The organism is Bacillota bacterium, assembly GCA_013178045.1.
GTDB lineage: Bacteria > Bacillota > Ch66 > Ch66 > Ch66 > Ch66.
The window spans coordinates 19,323-37,701 of sequence record JABLXP010000012.1 but is presented as its reverse complement, the minus strand read 5'-3'; the positions used below and the strand labels follow the sequence as shown (position 1 = coordinate 37,701).

14 protein-coding genes are annotated in these 18,379 nt (G+C 54.7%); all 14 read left to right on the top strand.

What is annotated here, in order from left to right:
• Window positions 1-88: 88 nt before the first annotated feature.
• The 14 genes from ytaF to rpoN all read left to right on the top strand — a co-directional run bounded on the left by ytaF (window position 89) and on the right by rpoN (window position 18,065).
• Window positions 89-709: a sporulation membrane protein YtaF gene (ytaF, locus tag HPY81_07385; protein ID NPV27253.1), complete on the top strand. Its 621-nt coding sequence runs from the start codon at window positions 89-91 to the stop codon at window positions 707-709.
• A gap of 90 nt (window positions 710-799) precedes the next feature.
• Window positions 800-2,854 carry an excinuclease ABC subunit UvrB gene (gene uvrB / locus HPY81_07380; GenBank protein ID NPV27252.1) on the top strand — a complete coding sequence of 685 codons (2,055 nt, stop codon included), beginning with the start codon at window positions 800-802 and terminating at the stop codon, window positions 2,852-2,854.
• Window positions 2,844-5,843 (top strand): excinuclease ABC subunit UvrA, encoded by a 3,000-nt coding sequence (gene uvrA / locus HPY81_07375; protein NPV27251.1) that lies wholly within the window; start codon window positions 2,844-2,846, stop codon window positions 5,841-5,843. The genes uvrB and uvrA overlap by 11 nt, the downstream gene beginning before the upstream one ends.
• Window positions 5,773-7,665, top strand: a complete 1,893-nt coding sequence (gene uvrC, locus HPY81_07370) for an excinuclease ABC subunit UvrC (GenBank protein NPV27250.1) — start codon at window positions 5,773-5,775, stop codon at window positions 7,663-7,665. Before uvrA ends, uvrC begins: the two co-directional genes overlap by 71 nt.
• Window positions 7,666-7,726: 61 nt before the next feature.
• On the top strand, window positions 7,727-8,068 hold the full coding sequence (locus tag HPY81_07365) for a phage holin family protein (protein ID NPV27249.1): 342 nt from the start codon (window positions 7,727-7,729) through the stop codon (window positions 8,066-8,068).
• Window positions 8,069-8,412: 344 nt separating this feature from the next.
• Entirely contained in the window at window positions 8,413-9,225 is an 813-nt protein-coding gene (locus HPY81_07360) for an HAD family phosphatase (protein ID NPV27248.1), read from the top strand.
• Window positions 9,225-10,328 (top strand): DUF362 domain-containing protein, encoded by a 1,104-nt coding sequence (locus HPY81_07355; GenBank protein NPV27247.1) that lies wholly within the window; start codon window positions 9,225-9,227, stop codon window positions 10,326-10,328. The genes HPY81_07360 and HPY81_07355 overlap by 1 nt, the downstream gene beginning before the upstream one ends.
• Before the next feature lie 11 nt (window positions 10,329-10,339).
• Window positions 10,340-11,305 (top strand): ROK family glucokinase, encoded by a 966-nt coding sequence (locus HPY81_07350; GenBank protein NPV27246.1) that lies wholly within the window; start codon window positions 10,340-10,342, stop codon window positions 11,303-11,305.
• Window positions 11,306-11,413: 108 nt separating this feature from the next.
• The gene (locus HPY81_07345; protein NPV27245.1) at window positions 11,414-12,427 is read left to right on the top strand and encodes a bifunctional phosphoglucose/phosphomannose isomerase; all 1,014 of its coding nucleotides are present in this window, start codon (window positions 11,414-11,416) and stop codon (window positions 12,425-12,427) included.
• A 6-nt stretch (window positions 12,428-12,433) separates the two neighbouring features.
• Complete coding sequence (locus HPY81_07340; protein ID NPV27244.1) at window positions 12,434-13,177, top strand: PHP domain-containing protein; 744 nt, start codon at window positions 12,434-12,436, stop codon at window positions 13,175-13,177.
• Between the two features lie 90 nt (window positions 13,178-13,267).
• Window positions 13,268-14,161, top strand: a complete 894-nt coding sequence (gene rapZ / locus HPY81_07335; GenBank protein NPV27243.1) for an RNase adapter RapZ — start codon at window positions 13,268-13,270, stop codon at window positions 14,159-14,161.
• Window positions 14,158-15,513, top strand: a complete 1,356-nt coding sequence (locus HPY81_07330; protein NPV27242.1) for a YvcK family protein — start codon at window positions 14,158-14,160, stop codon at window positions 15,511-15,513. The genes rapZ and HPY81_07330 overlap by 4 nt, the downstream gene beginning before the upstream one ends.
• 20 nt (window positions 15,514-15,533) lie before the next feature.
• Entirely contained in the window at window positions 15,534-16,481 is a 948-nt protein-coding gene (whiA, locus tag HPY81_07325) for a DNA-binding protein WhiA (GenBank protein ID NPV27241.1), read from the top strand.
• 168 nt (window positions 16,482-16,649) lie between these two features.
• Entirely contained in the window at window positions 16,650-18,065 is a 1,416-nt protein-coding gene (gene rpoN / locus HPY81_07320) for an RNA polymerase factor sigma-54 (protein NPV27240.1), read from the top strand.
• Window positions 18,066-18,379: the final 314 nt, after the last annotated feature.

Here is an 18,379-nt window from a genome sequence, read left to right as displayed (position 1 = left end):
TGAACCCAGGGAGGGTTCTTTTTTGTGCCCTTTCCGGTTGAAAGTGAATATCCTATACGGTGAAAACGAATTTAGGAGGTCGTTCGCCGTGACTTTACTGAACGTTTTACTGGTAGCGTTAACCGTTAGTTTAGATGGATTTGGGGTTGGCATATCTTATGGGATGAGACGAATTCGGCTCCCCTTCGCTTCCTTAGGGATATTAACCGCTGTCTCTACCTTTGTCGTTTTTGTATCTATGTTATGTGGTAAACTTTTAGTGACCTTATTATCCCCCCGGATTGCCAATTTGGTCGGCTGTGCGATTCTACTGTGCCTGGGCGGGAAAATGTTAATCCAATCCTGGCTGGACGAACCGCCCAAAGGATCGTCTCGAGAGCCAGAGAATAACCTGCTTTTGAATTTTTCGCAGATATTACGGGAACCTTCCAGCGCCGATGTTGACCAATCCGGTCATATTGACTTACAGGAATCGCTTGTACTGGGGCTTGCTCTGTCAATGGATGCCTTGGGAGTTGGGTTCGGTGCCGCTGCTGCTGGTCTTCCTGCCGGGATAACTTCGTTGGCGGTAGGTATTATTCAGATGTTATTAGTCAGGACCGGTGTATTGATTGGTGAGAAAAGTACAATTTGGGCCAAAAAAGGGAGAAAAACAGCGCTGCTCCCAGGCTTAATCCTGGTGGGAATTGCCATCGCACGACTTTGCTAGCCTGTGAATCTAATTAATGTTGGCAACGGGTAAAACTAAGACACATATGGTATAATTCATGTTAGGCAAATTATCTTGGTGGTGATCCAAATGGGCGAATTCCGGCTCAAATCAGAATATACGCCGCGTGGGGATCAACCGCAGGCGATCGCCAAGCTGGTGGAAGGAGTGCGACAGGGGATGCGGCACCAGACCCTGCTGGGGGTGACCGGTTCCGGGAAAACCTACACCATGGCCCAGGTGATTCAGCAGGTGCAGAAGCCAACCCTGGTGATCGCCCACAACAAGACCCTGGCGGCGCAACTATGTAGTGAGTTCAAGGAGTTTTTTCCCGACAATGCGGTGGAGTACTTCGTGAGCTACTACGACTATTACCAGCCGGAGGCTTATGTCCCCCAGACGGATACGTATATCGAGAAAGACTCGTCCATCAATGACGAAATCGATAAGCTGCGGCACTCGGCCACGGCGTCGCTCCTGGAGCGGCGGGACGTGATCATTGTGGCCAGCGTGTCCTGCATCTACGGTTTGGGTTCCCCGGAAGATTACCATTTTTTGATGTTATCGTTGCGGCCGGGAATGACCTTCGACCGGGATGAAATCCTGCGGAAACTGGTCGACATCCACTACGAGCGCAATGACATCAACTTTACCCGCGGCAAGTTTCGGGTGCGTGGGGATGTGATCGAAATCTTTCCGGCCTCTTACGGGGAGCGGGCGATCCGGGTGGAGATGTTTGGTGATGAGATTGAACGGATTGTGGAAATCGATACCCTGACGGGTGAGGTTCTCGGTTTGCGCAAGCACGTCTCCATTTTCCCGGCCAGCCACTACGTAACCACCCCGGAGAAACTGGAACGGGCCCTGGCCGGTATTGAAGCGGAATTAGAGGAGCGGCTGGCGGAACTGCGCGGACAGGGGAAGCTCTTGGAGGCCCAGCGGCTGGAGCAGCGGACCCGTTACGACATGGAGATGATGCGGGAGATCGGCTTCTGTACGGGGATTGAGAACTACTCCCGTCACCTGACGGGCCGCCAGCCAGGCCAGCCGCCCTTTACTTTGCTGGACTTTTTCCCCGACGATTTTCTTTTGTTCATTGACGAGTCGCACATGACTATTCCCCAGATCCGGGGGATGTTCGAGGGCGACTTTTCCCGGAAAACGACCCTGGTCGAGTACGGTTTTCGGCTGCCTTCGGCGATCGATAACCGTCCCCTGAAGTTTGCGGAGTTTGAGCGGAAGATTAAGCAGGCCATCTACGTCAGCGCCACTCCCGGCCCCTACGAACTGGAGCACAGCCAGCAGGTGGTTGAGCAGGTGATCCGGCCAACCGGCCTGGTTGATCCTGAGGTCCACGTGCGGCCGGTGGTGGGGCAGATCGATGACCTGATCGGAGAAATCAGAGAGCGGGTAGCCCGGAACGAGCGGGTCCTGGTGACCACCCTGACCAAAAAGATGGCGGAGGACTTAACCACTTACTTGCGGGAACTGGACATTAGAGTCCGTTACCTGCATTCGGAGATTAATACCCTGGAGCGTATGGAAATCCTGCGGGACCTGCGGCTGGGAGTGTTTGACGTCCTGGTCGGGATTAACCTCCTGCGGGAGGGCCTGGACCTCCCGGAAGTATCCCTGGTGGCCATCCTGGATGCGGACAAGGAAGGTTTCTTGCGCTCCGAGCGGTCACTGATTCAAACCATTGGTCGGGCGGCCCGGAATGTCGAGGGCAAGGTGATCATGTACGCTGATACCATCACCCAGTCCATGCGCGTTGCCATTGATGAGACCAACCGGCGGCGCCAGCTCCAGATGGAGTTCAACCAGCAACACGGGATTACTCCCGAAACCATCAAGAAGGCCGTGCGCGATGTTTTGGAGGCGACGCAGGTTGCCGAGCCAACACCGACGTATTCAGCCGCCTTACAGAGTGATCGTCTGACCGTATCAGAGTTGCATAAACTGATCGCCGAGCTGGAGAAGGAAATGAAAGAAGCGGCCAAACAGCTCGAATTTGAGCGGGCGGCCGACCTGCGGGATCTGATCATCGAGTTAAGAGGTAAACTCAGTCGGGCGGCCAGCGTCCAGCCGGTTGTTGGTCCGCACTCAGGACGGAGAAGGGGTAGGGACAAAATACATGCCGGATAAAATTATCGTGAAAGGCGCCCGTCAGCACAACTTGAAGAACATCGATGTCGAGATTCCGCGGGATAAGCTGGTGGTGATCACGGGGCTGAGCGGTTCGGGCAAGTCATCGCTGGCTTTTGACACCATCTACGCCGAGGGGCAGCGACGTTATGTGGAGTCTTTATCGGCTTACGCCCGCCAATTCCTGGGCCAGATGGACAAGCCAGATGTGGACAGTATTGAGGGTTTATCCCCCGCGATCTCGATTGATCAGAAAACGACCAGCCGCAATCCCCGGTCCACCGTGGGCACGGTCACGGAAATCTATGATTACCTGCGGCTGTTGTTTGCCCGGGTGGGCCGCCCGCACTGCCCGCAGTGTGGCCGACCGATCGCCCAGCAGACTATTGACCAGATTGTCGATCAGTTAATCACCTACCCGCCGCAGACCAGGCTTCAGGTGCTGGCACCGATCGTGCGGGGACGGAAGGGTGAACACCAGCGCGTCTTAGAAGAGGTGAAGAAGAAGGGGTTTGTCCGCGTCCGGGTGAATGGAGAAATTCGGGAGGTAACGGAGGAAATCCACCTGGACAAGAATAAAAAGCACACCATCGAAGTGGTGGTTGACCGACTGATCATCCGGCCGGAAATCGAGAAGCGCCTGGCTGATTCGTTAGAAACGGCCCTGAAGCTGGCCGAGGGGGTAGTCATTGTTGATGTTCAGCTACCCTCGCCGGAAAAACTGGTGGCTGGAGAAGCCGGCAGCGAATTACTGGTGCCGCGGGCCGACCGGCAGGAACTGGTATTCAGCCAGAACTTCGCCTGCCCGGAGTGTGGCATCAGCCTGGAGGAGATCACACCCCGGATGTTTTCGTTTAATAACCCCTACGGGGCCTGCCCAGCCTGTACCGGCCTCGGGACGATGATGGAGATCGACCCTGACCTGGTGATTCCCGACAAGAGCAAGTCGATTGCTGAAGGGGCAATTGTGGCCTGGAACAGTACGTCGATGTACTATTTCTCGTTTCTGGAGTCGGTAGCCAAACACTATGGGTTCAGTTTACGCACGCCCGTATGCCAGCTGAGCGAACGGGATCTCAACATCATCCTCTATGGCTCTGGTCAGGAAAAGATTCGATTTCACTACCACAATCTGCTGGATGAGGTGCGGGTCTTCACTTCCACGTTTGAAGGGGTCATCCCCAACCTGGCCCGCCGGTACAAAGAGACCCAGTCGGACCATGTGCGGGAAGAAATCGAGCAGTACATGAGCGCCAAACCTTGCCCGCAGTGCGGCGGGGCCCGGTTGCGGCCGGAAAGCCTGGCGGTGAAGGTAGGCGGCAAGTCGATTTATGAAGTCACGCAACTGTCGGTTGTGGAAGCGCAAAAATTCTTCCGGGAGTTGGAACTGACGCCGCGGGAGCAGACGATTGCTTATCAGGTCTTGAAGGAGATTCAAGAGCGTTTGGGATTTCTGGTGAACGTCGGGCTGGATTACCTGACCTTGAACCGGGCGGCGGGGACGCTGTCCGGGGGCGAAGCGCAGCGGATCCGGCTGGCGACCCAGATCGGGTCCAGCCTGATGGGGGTGCTCTACATCCTGGACGAACCCAGCATCGGGCTCCACCAGCGCGATAACGCCCGGCTGATTGCTACCCTGAAGCGGCTGCGCGACCTGGGGAACACCCTGATCGTGGTGGAACACGATGAGGACACCATGCTGGCTGCAGACCACATCATCGATATCGGCCCGGGGGCCGGGGCCCACGGGGGCCGGGTGGTGGCCCAGGGGACGCTGACGGAGATCATGCAGGTAGAAGAATCGATTACCGGCCAGTATTTGAGCGGCAAGCGCCGGATTCCTTTACCAGTGGTGCGCCGTCCCTTAAACGGCAAATGGCTCGAGATCGTCGGGGCCCGGGAGAACAATCTGAAGAACATCACGGTCCGGATTCCCCTGGGGGTATTCACCTGTGTGACCGGGGTCTCCGGTTCGGGGAAGAGCACGCTGGTTAACGAGATCCTGTACAAGCGGTTGGCCCAGTACTTCCACGGGGCGAAAACTAAACCCGGCGACCACGATACCATTCGGGGTTTGGAGCACCTGGACAAGGTAATTGACATCGACCAGAGCCCCATCGGGCGGACCCCGCGGTCGAACCCGGCCACATATACGGGCGTGTTTGACGGGATCAGGGATATTTTCGCCCAGACCACCGAGGCCAGGGTCCGGGGGTATCAGCCCGGCCGTTTCAGTTTTAACGTCAAGGGCGGACGCTGTGAGGCCTGCCGGGGCGACGGGATCATCAAGATCGAAATGCACTTCTTGCCCGATGTGTACATTCCCTGTGAGGTCTGCAAGGGGAAGCGCTACAATCGGGAGACGCTGGAAGTGAGGTACAAAGGGAAGAACATCGCGGAAATCCTGGACATGACGGTTGATGAGGCGGTGGAATTCTTCCAGAACCTGCCAAAAATCCACCGCAAGCTGAAAACCCTCCAGGAGGTAGGCCTGGGATATATCCGGCTGGGACAGCCGGCCACTACCCTGTCGGGTGGAGAAGCGCAGCGGGTGAAGCTGGCCACCGAGCTCAGCCGCCGGAGCAATGGTAAGACTCTGTACATCCTTGACGAGCCGACGACCGGTCTGCATAAGGCGGATGTGCACCGGCTGCTGGGCGTGCTCCAACAACTGACTGACGCGGGTGACACCGTGGTGGTGATTGAACACAACCTGGATGTGGTCAAACAGGCCGACTGGTTGATTGACCTGGGCCCCGAGGGAGGCGAACTGGGGGGCCAGGTGGTTGCTGAAGGGACCCCGGAGGACGTGGCCTTGAACCCGGCCTCTTACACCGGACAGTACTTGCGGCCGATCCTGGAGCGGGAAGGAAGGGATCTGAGTGGAAAAGCAAAAGGAACTGGTACCGCCGGCCGAAATGGAACTACGGGCCGACGGCGAAGCAATTCCCGAGCGGATTTATCAGCGACTCAAGCAGTTACCGGATAAACCAGGTGTGTACCTGATGAAGGATCAGTGGCAGCGCATTATTTACGTTGGGAAGGCCCGCTCGCTCAAGCAGCGGGTCCGTTCCTATTTCCAGGCCGCACGGCACCAATCGGCAAAGACACGGGCCCTGGTCGCCAATATCGCCGACCTGGATTATATCCTGACTGATTCCGAGATCGAAGCCCTAATCCTCGAGTGCAACCTGATTAAGGAGTACCGGCCTAAGTACAACATCAGTTTGCGGGATGACAAGAGTTATCCCTATCTCAAAGTGACACTGCATGAAGATTTCCCCCGTGTCTTCATTACCCGCTCCCGGGTCAGGGATGGCAGCCGGTACTTTGGACCATACACCAATGTGGGGGCAGTGCGCGAAACCCTGGAGGTGTTGCAATCGGTGTTTCCCCTGCGGAGCTGCCACAAAAAAGCCTTTACTCCCGGGGGGCGCCCGTGCCTGAACGCCCATATTAAGCGGTGCCTGGCCCCGTGCAGTGGCCAGGTTGATCCGCAAACCTACCGGGAAATGATCCAGCAGGTACTCCTTTTCCTGGAAGGCCGCCAGGACGATCTGGTGCGGTCGGTCAGGGCAGAGATGGAGCAGGCGGCAGAGAACCTGGAGTTCGAGCGGGCAGCCCAGTTGCGTGACCGGTTGCGGGCGATTGAGCAGGTGGCTGCCCGGCAGAAGATTGTTTCCGATGATCGGGAAGATGCAGACATACTGGCCATCGCCCTGGCTCAACTGGAAGCGGTGGTCCAGGTTTTCTTTATCCGGGCCGGTAAACTGGTCGGTCGCGAAAACTTTGTGGTCAAGAACCCTCAGGAACTGCCCGCGGACGAACTACTGAATGAATTCCTCAAACAGTACTATACAGCGGCGGAGGTTATCCCACCAATGGTGCTGCTGCCGTTTGAGCTCAGCGAACACCAGCTGATCTCCCAGTGGCTGCGCGAAAAGCGGGGCGGTCGGGTGGAGCTGAAGGTGCCGATGCGAGGAGAAAAGCGGCAACTGGTCGAAATGGCGATGCGGAACGCGAAAGAAGCGCTGGAACAACGGCGGCAGGAAAAGGATGTTCAGCGGCGGGGACTGGAAGGAGCCCTGGTGGCTTTGCGGGATGAACTGGGTCTGCCCGACCTGCCACGCCGGATCGAGTGCTTTGACATCTCGAATCTGCAGGGCAGCGAATCCGTGGCCTCAATGGCCGTAGCGGTTAACGGTGAGCTAAAAAATAAGGAATACCGGCGGTTCCAGGTAAAAACGGTGACTGGCCCCAATGATTTTGCTTCCCTGCAGGAGGTAGTGGGCCGGCGTTTCCAGCGGGGGTTAGCGGAGCGGGAATTAATCGCGCGTGGAGAACTATCCCCGCATCAGGCCAAGTTTGCCCGGTTTCCCGACCTGTTGATCATCGATGGCGGAAAGGGCCAATTAACGGCGGTGCGTGAAGTCATGACCCGGCTGGGAGTGGACGACATCCCGACCTTCGGCCTGGCGAAAGAGTTTGAGCACCTGTTTGGGGAAGGACGGCCTGACCCAATCATTCTTCCGCGCAGTTCGCCAGCGCTCCACCTGCTGCAGCATTTGCGTGATGAGGCCCACCGGTTTGCCCTGAGCTACCACCAGCAGCGGCGTAGCCAGCGGACCATTCGGTCGGCTTTGGATGATATTCCGGGAATTGGCCCAGCGCGGCGGCGGGCTTTACTCAAGCACTTTGGTTCGGTTCAGAAAATTAAGGAAGCCAGTCTGGAGCAACTGGGCCAGGTGAAAGGGCTGTCCGCCGGAGCGGCCCGGGAAGTGTACGAATTTTTCCACCCGGGTGGGGAATAATCGAGTATAATAAATGAAGGGGAATTCTCGCATGGAGGATAAGTTTTGGGGGTGGGTAATTGTGCGCGGACTGATTGTCCGGTGGGTGCTGAATGCGGTGGCTTTATTGCTGACCGCCCAGGTGATCAACGGGATTGAGATCAGTGGCTTCCTGTCCGCTCTAGTGGCGGCCCTGGTGCTGGGGATCGTCAATGCGGTGATTCGACCGATCATTCTGGTCCTGACTTTACCGATCAATATGCTGACTCTGGGGTTGTTTACCCTGGTGGTTAATGGGTCGATGCTCATGATTGTCTCTTCAGTGGTGAATGGCTTTAAGGTGCACGGGTTCTGGGCAGCTGTGGTTGGTGCCCTGGTTTTATCCATCGTCAGTGCCATTCTCAATGCCCTGGTCCGCGATTAATAGAGGGGATCGGCCTGGCTCGGTCACAGAGGTCGCGGCGCTAGACATGGCCACCTCTTTCTAAGGAGCCAGCCGCTCATGAGCTAAAAAGAGGGCGAGGGGGATTCGACAAGCGCCCTGAGCCATTCGGGTGCGTAGAAACGGCGCGAATAAGCCTGGAAGGAATGCCCGATGAGCGCCAGAGGAGCAGTCAGCTTTTGGGTGGCGCGGGAGAAAACGCAGCAGGTCTGAGAAACGGAAAGTCTGGCGAAGAAGCAGTCGAACCCCCCCCCCGAGCCCCTGACCCGAAAGAAGCGGCTGGCGCAAGTTAATTTAAGGGAACATAATTAATTCTGGAGGTTCGTATGCCGTACCGATTAGTAGCGATTGACCTGGACGATACTTTGCTAAACAACGATCTACAGATTAGCCCCCGCGTACAAGCCGCGATCCAGCGTACCATTGAACAGGGGGTGCAGGTGACGCTGGCCACTGGCCGGATGTTCCGTTCTGCGTATCCCTTTGCCCAGCAGATGGGGCTAAACATCCCGCTCATCACTTATCAGGGGGCCCTGGTGAAGAATTCGCAGTCGGGGGAAGTCCTGTATCATACCCCGCTGCCACGTATATACGTCAGGCCGGTGCTGGAGCTGATTAATACCTATGGCTACCACGTTCAGGCGTATGTTGATGATGAACTGGTGATGGAAAAGTATACCGCTGAGGCGCAAGCCTATGTGGATCAATCCAGAGTTCCAGTCAAACTTGTGCCTGACCTGCTCAGTTTTTTGAGCCAGGAACCAACCAAGATCCTGGTGATTAATTTCGATGAGCCCAAGTTAAATGCGATGGCCGAAGACTTAAACCATCGTTTCGGTGAACACCTCTATATCACGAAATCAAAACCGTACTATCTGGAGGTGTTGCACCCGGAAGCCACTAAAGGGAAAGCCTTACAAGCTTTGGCCAGCCGCTTGGAGATCCGCCGGGAGGAAGTCATCGCTATTGGAGACAGCTTCAATGACATCGACATGATTCAATATGCCGGCCTGGGTGTGGTGATGGGTAACGCCCGGGAGGAAATTAAACAATATGCTGATTATGTCACTGTTTCCAACGAGGATGACGGAGTGGCCGAGGTGCTGGAGAAATTTGTTTTGAAAGGAGTGGGAATATAATGCCAGCTGATGTTTTTATGACTGACCTGCGGGCGCGGAGGGGACAAGGACTGCTGGAAAAATTGGACCGTTTGTTTGAACGGGCGGGGTTTGGGGAACTGATCGCCCCCAATGATCTGGTAGCGATCAAGCTGCATTTTGGCGAAAGAGGTAACCTGGCCCATATTCGTCCACAGTACTTGCGGCGGATCGTCGAGAAAGTTAAAGCGCGTGGTGGCAAGCCGTTTTTAACTGACGCCAACACCCTGTATGTCGGGAGCCGCGCGAATGCGGTGGATCACCTGCAAACCGCGATTGAAAATGGTTTTGCCTATGCGGTCGTGGGCGCGCCGCTGGTGATTGCCGATGGACTGAATGGGAAAGACTATGTGAGTGTAGAGATCAATCAGCCGCATTTTCAGACGGTGAAAATCGGCAGCGCTATCTACCATGCCAATGCTCTGCTGGTTGTTTCGCACTTTAAAGGGCACGAACTGTCTGGCTTTGGCGGGGCGATCAAGAACCTGGGGATGGGTTCAGGCTCGCGGGCAGGTAAACAGATGATGCACTCCGATGTTTTGCCCCGGGTCAACCAGGAAAAATGTACGGGCTGCGCCCTGTGTACCCGGTGGTGTCCGACCCAAGCTATTACGGTGGTCGATAAAAAGGCAGGGATTGATGAGAGCAAGTGTATCGGCTGTGGTGAGTGCACGGTGACCTGCCTGGTAGGGGCCATCAAAATCAGTTGGAAAACTACGCCCGAAGCGATGCAGGAGAAAATGACTGAATACGCTCTTGGCGCGATTAAAGATAAGGCTGGTAAAGTTGGGTACATCAGTTTTCTGACCAACATCAGCCCCGACTGTGACTGTTGCGGCTGGAATGATGCGGCGGTCGTTGGAGACATCGGGATCCTGGCTTCCCGGGACCCGGTGGCGATCGACCAGGCCGCGGTCGATCTGGTTAACCAGCAGCCCGTCCTGCCGGGCTCAGTGCTGGCCGGTCGGGAAAACTGTCCTGATATATTTAAAGCCATCCACCAGGGGATTGATTGGAGCGTTCAATTAGCTTACGGTGAACGCATAGGTCTTGGCACGAGACAGTATAATTTGATTAGGGTATAGGAGGAATCGATGTGGCACAGCCCTTTGTCGTGGGTGTTGACCTGGGCGGTACCAAAATCCACACTGTGCTGGCTGACGGCCGCGGGCAGGTCAAAGCCGAAATCGTGGTGCCGACCAAAGCCGAAGAAGGGGTTGATGTGGTGCTCAACACCCTGATTCAGAGTATTACCAGCCTGACCCATGCGGCGGGGTTGGCTCTGCACAAACGTGATATCCGTGGGGTCGGCGTCGGGGCGCCAGGTCCTCTGGATACGCGGACAGGGGTGGTGTATGTCGCCCCCAATTTGGGCTGGCGTAATGTTCCCTTAAAGAGCCGGTTGGAAGCAGCGCTGCAACTGCCGGTTCTGATTGATAACGACGCTAATTTGGCGGCTTTAGGAGAGCAGCGGTTCGGCGCGGGTCAACGGGTCAGCCCACTGATTTGCTTGACCCTGGGCACTGGCATTGGTGGTGGGATTATTATCGACCACCAGTTGTACCGGGGAGTGTCTGATGGAGCCGGTGAGGTTGGTCATATGACGGTTGAACCAGATGGTCCCCTGTGTAATTGTGGTAATTACGGTTGTTTGGAGGTTATGGCCTCCGGGTCAGCGATTGCCCGTCTGGCGAGAGAGGCTGTCGCTCAGGGAAGAGCGCGCGGGATTCTGACCCGGGCTGGTGGCGATCCGGGGAAAATAACTGCCCGGGTGGTTGTGCACGCTGCGACTGATGGAGATGAGGAAGCCAGGTCGATTGTTGAACGGGCTGGCCGCTATCTGGGAATCGGGGTGGCCAACCTGATCAACCTGTTCAACCCGGCGATGATCGTGCTGGGGGGCGGTTTGGTGCAGAGCGGCCCGTTGTTGTTTGCGGCGATGGAAAGGGAGGTGGAACGACGGGCTTTTGGCCACCTGCGGCAGGCAGTCAAGATTGTGCCGGCCCAGTTGGGGGAACGGGCCGGCGCTCTGGGGGCGGTTGCTCTGGTCCTGGAGCAGTAGAGGCAATAAAATGAAATGAGGTGATTGTGGATAGTGGAAAACGCAGAACGAACGCCGGCGGTTGATCTGGATGATGTCGGACAACTGAAGGCCGCTGACCCCGGCGGGATGCTGGAGGTACTGTGGCGGTTACCTGAACAGTGTGCTGAAGCCTGGGAAATTGGCCAGAGATTGTCCAGTCTCCCAGCGGGGAACTTTGCCCAGGTGGTGGTGACCGGGCTGGGCGGTTCGGCGATTGGGGGGGACCTCCTGCGGGTTTATGCGGCCGACCGGGCGCAGATTCCGGTGATCGTCAACCGGGACTACCGGATGCCAGCCTTTGTGGGGGAGCAAACCCTGGTTTTTGCCACCAGCTACTCGGGTAACACGGAAGAAACTTTAAGCGCGTATGATGAGGCCAGAGCCCGGGGGGCGAAGATCATCGTCTTGACTACGGGCGGGAAGTTGAAGGAGAAAGCCGAGCGAGATGGGGTGCCGGTCATGGTGATCCCGGGCGGGATTTCACCGCGGGCGGCTACCGGCTATCTGTTTATTCCAACTGTTGCCGTCATGCAGCGCCTGGGACTGCTACCCGATGCGACTGCCGAAATTACCGAACTGGTTCAGATACTGACCGTGCAGCGCGAGAGTTTAGGACCAGACCAGCCGACGGCTGGCAATCTGGCCAAACAGTTGGCCCGGCTGTTCTATGGGCGGATCCCGGTGATTTACGGCTCGGCTGGTAATACGGAGACGGTGGCGATGCGCTGGAAGGGCCAGATCAATGAGAACAGTAAAGCGATGGCCTACTTTAACGTCATGCCTGAGCTGAATCACAACGAGATTGTGGGGACGGAGCGGCCTCAGCCTCTTCTGGCCCAGGTGGAACTGGTCTATCTGCGTGACCCGGCCGATCACCCGCGGGTGCAGGCCCGTTACGGTATTACCACTGAGTTGATTGGCGAGCGGGTCGGTAGGATTACTGAAGTCTACGCCCAGGGCGATTCTACCCTGGCCCGGATGTATTCGTTGATTTACGTTGGTGATTATACCAGCGTGTATCTAGCTCTTCTTTACGGAATTGATCCTTCGCCAGTTAAACTGATCGATGCCCTGAAGCGGAAATTGGCCGAAGTGAGGTGAGGGGAACTGGAGTTTATTGGTGATTACCATACCCATTCGCGCTATAGTGATGGTCACGCCACTATCCTTCAGCTGGTCGAAGCGGCTCGAGCGCGGGGACTTCAGGAGATTGCCATCACCGATCATGGACCGCAGAATCTCACCTGGGGTGTGGACAGTGTAACAACCTTTCTAGACATAAAGCGGGAAGTGGCGGCCCTGAACCAGGAATACGACGATATTCACGTTCTGGTTGGGGCTGAGGCTAATATTATCGGGATTGATGGTGAGATTGATCTCCCAGAAGCGATCATTCAGGAATTGGATGTTTTGATTGTAGGACTCCATCCCTATATCCGCCCGGCCAGTTGGAACGATGGAGTTGAGCTGGTCTTGAACAACCAATTGGGTAAGCTTTCCCGGGGGATAAGGAAAAAGGTCTATAACAGCAATACCAAAGCAGTTGTTAATGCTCTTCACCGGTATGATGTTGACATTGTTTCTCATCCCGGTCTGTTCATGGGAGTCGACTACCAGGAAGTGGCTTGCGCCTGTGTACAGAACAACACCGCTTTTGAAATCAATGCTGGCCACCAGTTTCCCAGTCTCGGGGCGGTTCTGACGGCGGCCGATGAGGGCGTGGACTTTATTGTCAACAGCGATGCGCATTATCCTGCCTCGGTTGGTGAACTGGATTACGGTCGGTCGGTGATCGCCCAGGCCCGGTTACCGGTAGAACGGGTAATAAACTTTCGGGAAAAGGGAGGATAACCGGCTTCTTCTCTCGAATTATTCTGACATAAAGGATATGCCGGCATTTCTGTTAAAGGGCGCGGAGACTGAAGGGAGAGGAGAAAGCCCATGACCGAACCCAAGCGTGATATCCAGATGGTGATCATCACGGGGTTGTCCGGCGCCGGCAAGACTCAGACTGTTCAGTGTCTTGAGGATTTAGGATTCTTCTGCATCGATAATCTTCCGCCGACCTTGATTCCAAAGTTTGCTGAACTTTGTGCCCAGTCAGAAGGGAAGATAAATAAGGTTGCCTTAGTTATCGATATTCGCGGCGGGAAATTCTTTGATACCCTTTTCGATGCTCTGGAGAATCTTAAGACGCAGGGCTTTTCTTACGAGATTCTCTTTTTAGAGGCCTCTGACGAAGTTTTAGTCCGGCGTTTTAAGGAATCGCGCCGTCGGCACCCGCTTTCTCCGCTGGGGCGAATCCTGGAAGGGATCACGGCTGAAAGACATCGGTTGGAAGAACTGCGCGGCCGGGCCAACAAAATCATTGATACTTCTGACCTGACCGTTCAGGAGCTCAAAGACCGGATCATTGACCTGTTTGCCACAGAAACCGGGAAATTTATGGTTACCTTGATGTCTTTCGGTTACAAGTATGGGATTCCGCTGGACGCTGACCTGGTCACCGATGTTCGGTTCCTACCCAATCCGTATTATGTTCCACACCTCAAGCCGCTGACCGGGCACGATCCCCAGATTCGCGATTATGTCCTTAATAATCCAGTTACGCGGCACTTTCTGCGTCGTTATGGTGGTTTGCTGAAATTTCTGCTCCCCCATTACATTACAGAAGGCAAAACTCACCTGGTGGTGGCGATTGGTTGCACAGGCGGGCAGCACCGGTCAGTGGTCCTGGTGAACGAAATTGCCCGGCTGTTGCAAAAATATGGTTACGAGGTGATTGTCAAGCACCGGGATATCGCGCGTAGTGTCCCAGGAGAGGGACGCCTATGAAATGGGTGAAGTGGTTTTATCCCGGCCTCAAAGTGAAACGGTGGCTCTTCCTGGCCTTTCTGGGAACACTGCTGGTGAGCGCTGGACTTTCTATCACCAACCAGGTGGCTTTCCTGGGCTGGATTGAGGGGCGGATTCGTGAGTTTACCTTTAGCTTGATTGGTCAGCGGTCATCCTGGTTGGGTGGTCTGCTCATCGTAGTTGTTGGTCTGCTCATGGTGATGTTCGGCATGAAAAGGATGCTCCAGTCGCTGCTCGGGGTCCTTATGCCAGGGACGGAGAGTGAACTGGTCGACTTGATTTATCAGCGGCGCTCCTTAAAAAAAGGGCCCAAAATCGTAGTGATCGGTGGAGGAACCGGGCTTTCTGTTTTGCTCCGGGGGTTGAAGAATTACACCAGCAACCTGACGGCCATCGTCACGGTTAGTGACGATGGGGGTAGTTCCGGCCGGCTACGGGGAGAACTGGGGGTGCTTCCGCCGGGTGACATCAGGAGTTGCTTGGTGGCGCTGGCTGATACGGAAACCCTGATGGATGAGGTCTTGAGCTATCGGTTCAGGCAGGGAAAGGGTTTAGCCGGTCATAATCTGGGCAATCTGCTCCTGGTGGGGATGTCGGAAATCACGGGCGATTTTGTCAAAGCGATCCAGGAGGTCAGCAAGGTGCTGGCGGTCCGGGGCCGGGTCCTGCCGTCGACCTTGAACCAGGTGGTTTTATGCGCGGAATTGGGTGACGGGACAATAATTGAAGGGGAAACCAGGATCACCCGCGCCCAACCCCCGGGGAGCGGCGGGATAAAACGGGTTTTCTTAAAACCGGCTGATTGCCAGCCAGTCCCTCAGGCGATCACGGCTATTGAAGAGGCCGACGCCATTATCCTGGGCCCGGGGAGCCTGTACACCTCAGTTTTGCCAAATTTGTTGGTGCAAGGCATTCAGGAGGCCGTTCGGCGGTCCAGGGCTGGCAAATTCTATGTTTGCAATGTTATGACCCAACCCGGGGAAACCGAAGGCTACTCGGCGGCTGATCATTTACGGGCGATCCAGAAACACTGTGGACCAGGCATCGTTGATTACATTATCGTTAATGATCAGGAGGTTAATCGGAGCCTCCTGCGGAAATACCGGGAAAAGGGGGCCTACCCGGTCCGGGTTGATCCGAAGCACCTGCGGGAATTGAAGGTGAAAGTGGTCAGTGAACACCTGCTGGACGAAACCGATCTGGTCAGACACGACCCGGTCAGATTGGCGCAAACCATTATCAAGCAGGTCATCAAGTTCAAGCTTGGGGTTGATCGCCACTATTTTGATGATTTATACCTAGTTGACGAACCAGGGAAATTTCATAAGTAGCAGTCAAAGGGGGCAGTTCGGTGACTTTTTCAGTAATGACCAAGAACGAATTGGCCCGGATCATTCCTGATAAACGTTGTTGCCAGCTGGCTGAGTTATCGGCTTTGCTCAGGATGGATGGAACCATCCAGATCAGCGCCAACCAGCAGGTCGCTTTCTACGTGACTACGGATAACGCGGCCGTGGCCAGAAAGACTTTTCGCCTGATCAAATCGCTGTTCGACCTGCCAGTAGAGATCATGACGCGGCGGCAAACCAGGCTGAAAAAGCAAAGCATCTACCGGGTGCGCATTCCCCTGGCTGCTCCCACCGAGGTCTTACAGGCCCTGGGAATCATTGACGCTTCACGGCGGGTCAGTTACCGGCTGAAGAACTCCCTGGTTGGGCGGCAGTGCTGTCGCCGGGCATATCTGCGGGGGGCATTTCTGGCCAGTGGTTCGGTCAATAACCCGGAGGGGACCTACCACCTGGAGATCATCACGGGTAATGAGACCTATGCCCAGCAGGTCTGCCAGCTAATACGGAAAACCGGTTTGGGTGCGAAGGTCAGCATGCGCAAAAACTGGTATGTGATCTATCTAAAAGAAAGCGATCAGATTGTTGAATTTCTGAATTTAATTGGCGCTCATTCGGCCCTGCTCAAATTTGAAAATACGCGCATTGTGAAGGACATGCGCAACCAGGTTAATCGGTTGGTCAATTGCGAGACCGCCAATCTGGATAAGACAATCACCGCGGCTGTACGCCAGGTGGGGAATATACTGGTGATTAAGGACCAGCTTGGTCTGGAGAAACTACCGCCCCAGTTACGCGAATTGGCTGAATTACGCTTGCAGTACCCCGACTCCAGTCTGAAGGAGTTGGGCGAACTCCTCGAACCCCGGGTCGGTAAGTCGGGAGTCAACCACCGGATGCGAAGAATTGAGGAGATCGCTGACCGACTAAGAGCTGGTTTACCCGGGCTTTAGAAATTTGAAGAATAGTGTATATAGAGCATCTTTAAGATGCGAGCCGAATAAAATAGAACAAGGAAGCCATTTACTAACAATTAAAACAAAAATTAGCAGGTACAGATGATTAAATCACGAATAAGTTAACTGTTGGAAAGCCCAGCGGATGATTGGAGGATTGATGTGGTGAAGATCGGTTACGGTTTGAGCATGGAACAGACCCAAAAACTGATCATAACGCCAGAATTACGCCAGGCCATCACCATTCTACAATTATCTGCAGTTGAATTAACAGAATATATCGAGCAGGAATTGTTGGAGAATCCGTTGCTAGAAGTGAAAGATGAAATCGAATCTGGTGAGAACGATTCAGGCGAGCTTGACCCGTCAAAGGTCTCGGAAAAATTTGAGGAAAAATTTGACATTGACTGGCAAGAATATTTTTCCGATCGCAGTGATCTGGGCTATATTCGCCAGCCGAGGGAGGAACTACCCGAGCATTCCTTTGAGAATTTTGTCACCGAGGCACCGACACTCCACGAGCATCTGCATTTCCAATTGAACCTGGCGGTATCCAGCGACCTGGATCGGGCGGTGGGAGAATTTTTGATCGGGAGTATCGATGACCACGGTTACCTTCAGACGACGGTCGAGGAAGTGGCGAAGCATTTTCAACTACCTGAGGAAGATGTGGTCCGGGTCCTCAAGATTATTCAGACTTTTGATCCCGCCGGGGTGGGAGCCCGCAGCCTGGCAGAATGTCTCCTGATCCAACTGCAGCAACTGGGGAAGCTTAACCCAGCTAATGAGCTGGTGATTCAGGGGCACCTGGAGGATCTGGCGCGGGGACGACTGGCGAAAATTGCCGCTACCCTGGGGCTTTCCATTCGGGAAGTTCAAGGGATCGCGGATTTGATCAAATCCCTGGACCCTAAACCGGGCCTCAAATATGGGAGTCTGGACGATGTACGTTATCTGGTTCCAGATGTGGTCGTGGAGCGCGTAAACGGAGAGTATGTCGTTTTAGTCAACGACGTCAATGTGCCACGCTTGGGAATCAACAGCACATACTCAACCCTCTTGCGTAAGGGTGAGGGTTTTGATGTCGATTCACGCAAGTTTTTGGAGGGTAAGCTCAATTCGGCTGTCTGGTTAATTCGCAGTATTGAGCAGCGCCGTTTGACCCTTTATAAAGTGGCCAGTTGTATTGTTGAGATTCAACGGGAGTTTCTGGAGAAGGGTATTAAATACTTAAAACCTTTAAACTTACGGCAAGTGGCGGAGATGGTTGGCTTGCACGAATCGACAGTCAGTCGAGCGACAGCCAATAAGTATATTCAGACCCCCCAGGGGGTGTTCGAACTCAAGTACTTTTTTGGCAGTGGGGTTAAAGACAACACCGGCAGCAGTAAGACTTCTGCGCAGAGTATCAAGAAAATGATTCGGGAATTGATTGAGGCCGAGGATCCTAGTATGCCTTTAAGCGATCAGCGCATTGCGGAAATTCTCAATGAAAAAGGTATTCAGATTTCGCGACGGACGGTGGCCAAATATCGGACTGAACTGGGGATTTTCACGACTCCGAAGCGAAAGCGTTACTAGTGGTTAGGTCAGACGAGTCCTACCTAGAAGGGGACTCTTTTTCTTTTTCTGAATTGAAAAACCCGATCTACGCGGCAGGATTTTCGAAGCAAATTGTAGAAGGTTGATGTAAATATAACCGCTCTTGGCACATGTTGGAGCGATAGGGTTCTAAATAAAAATAGCCTCAACTAGAAATAATATTAAAGAATAATTGTCTGTTATTTTTTGTTGCTGAGTGTAGTGCCAAACTCCCGAACCGGAGGTGGTTACCAGGAGTTAATTCTAATAAGCTGTATCGTAATGATGTGGTTTTGCCTTACTATTAGCGAGGG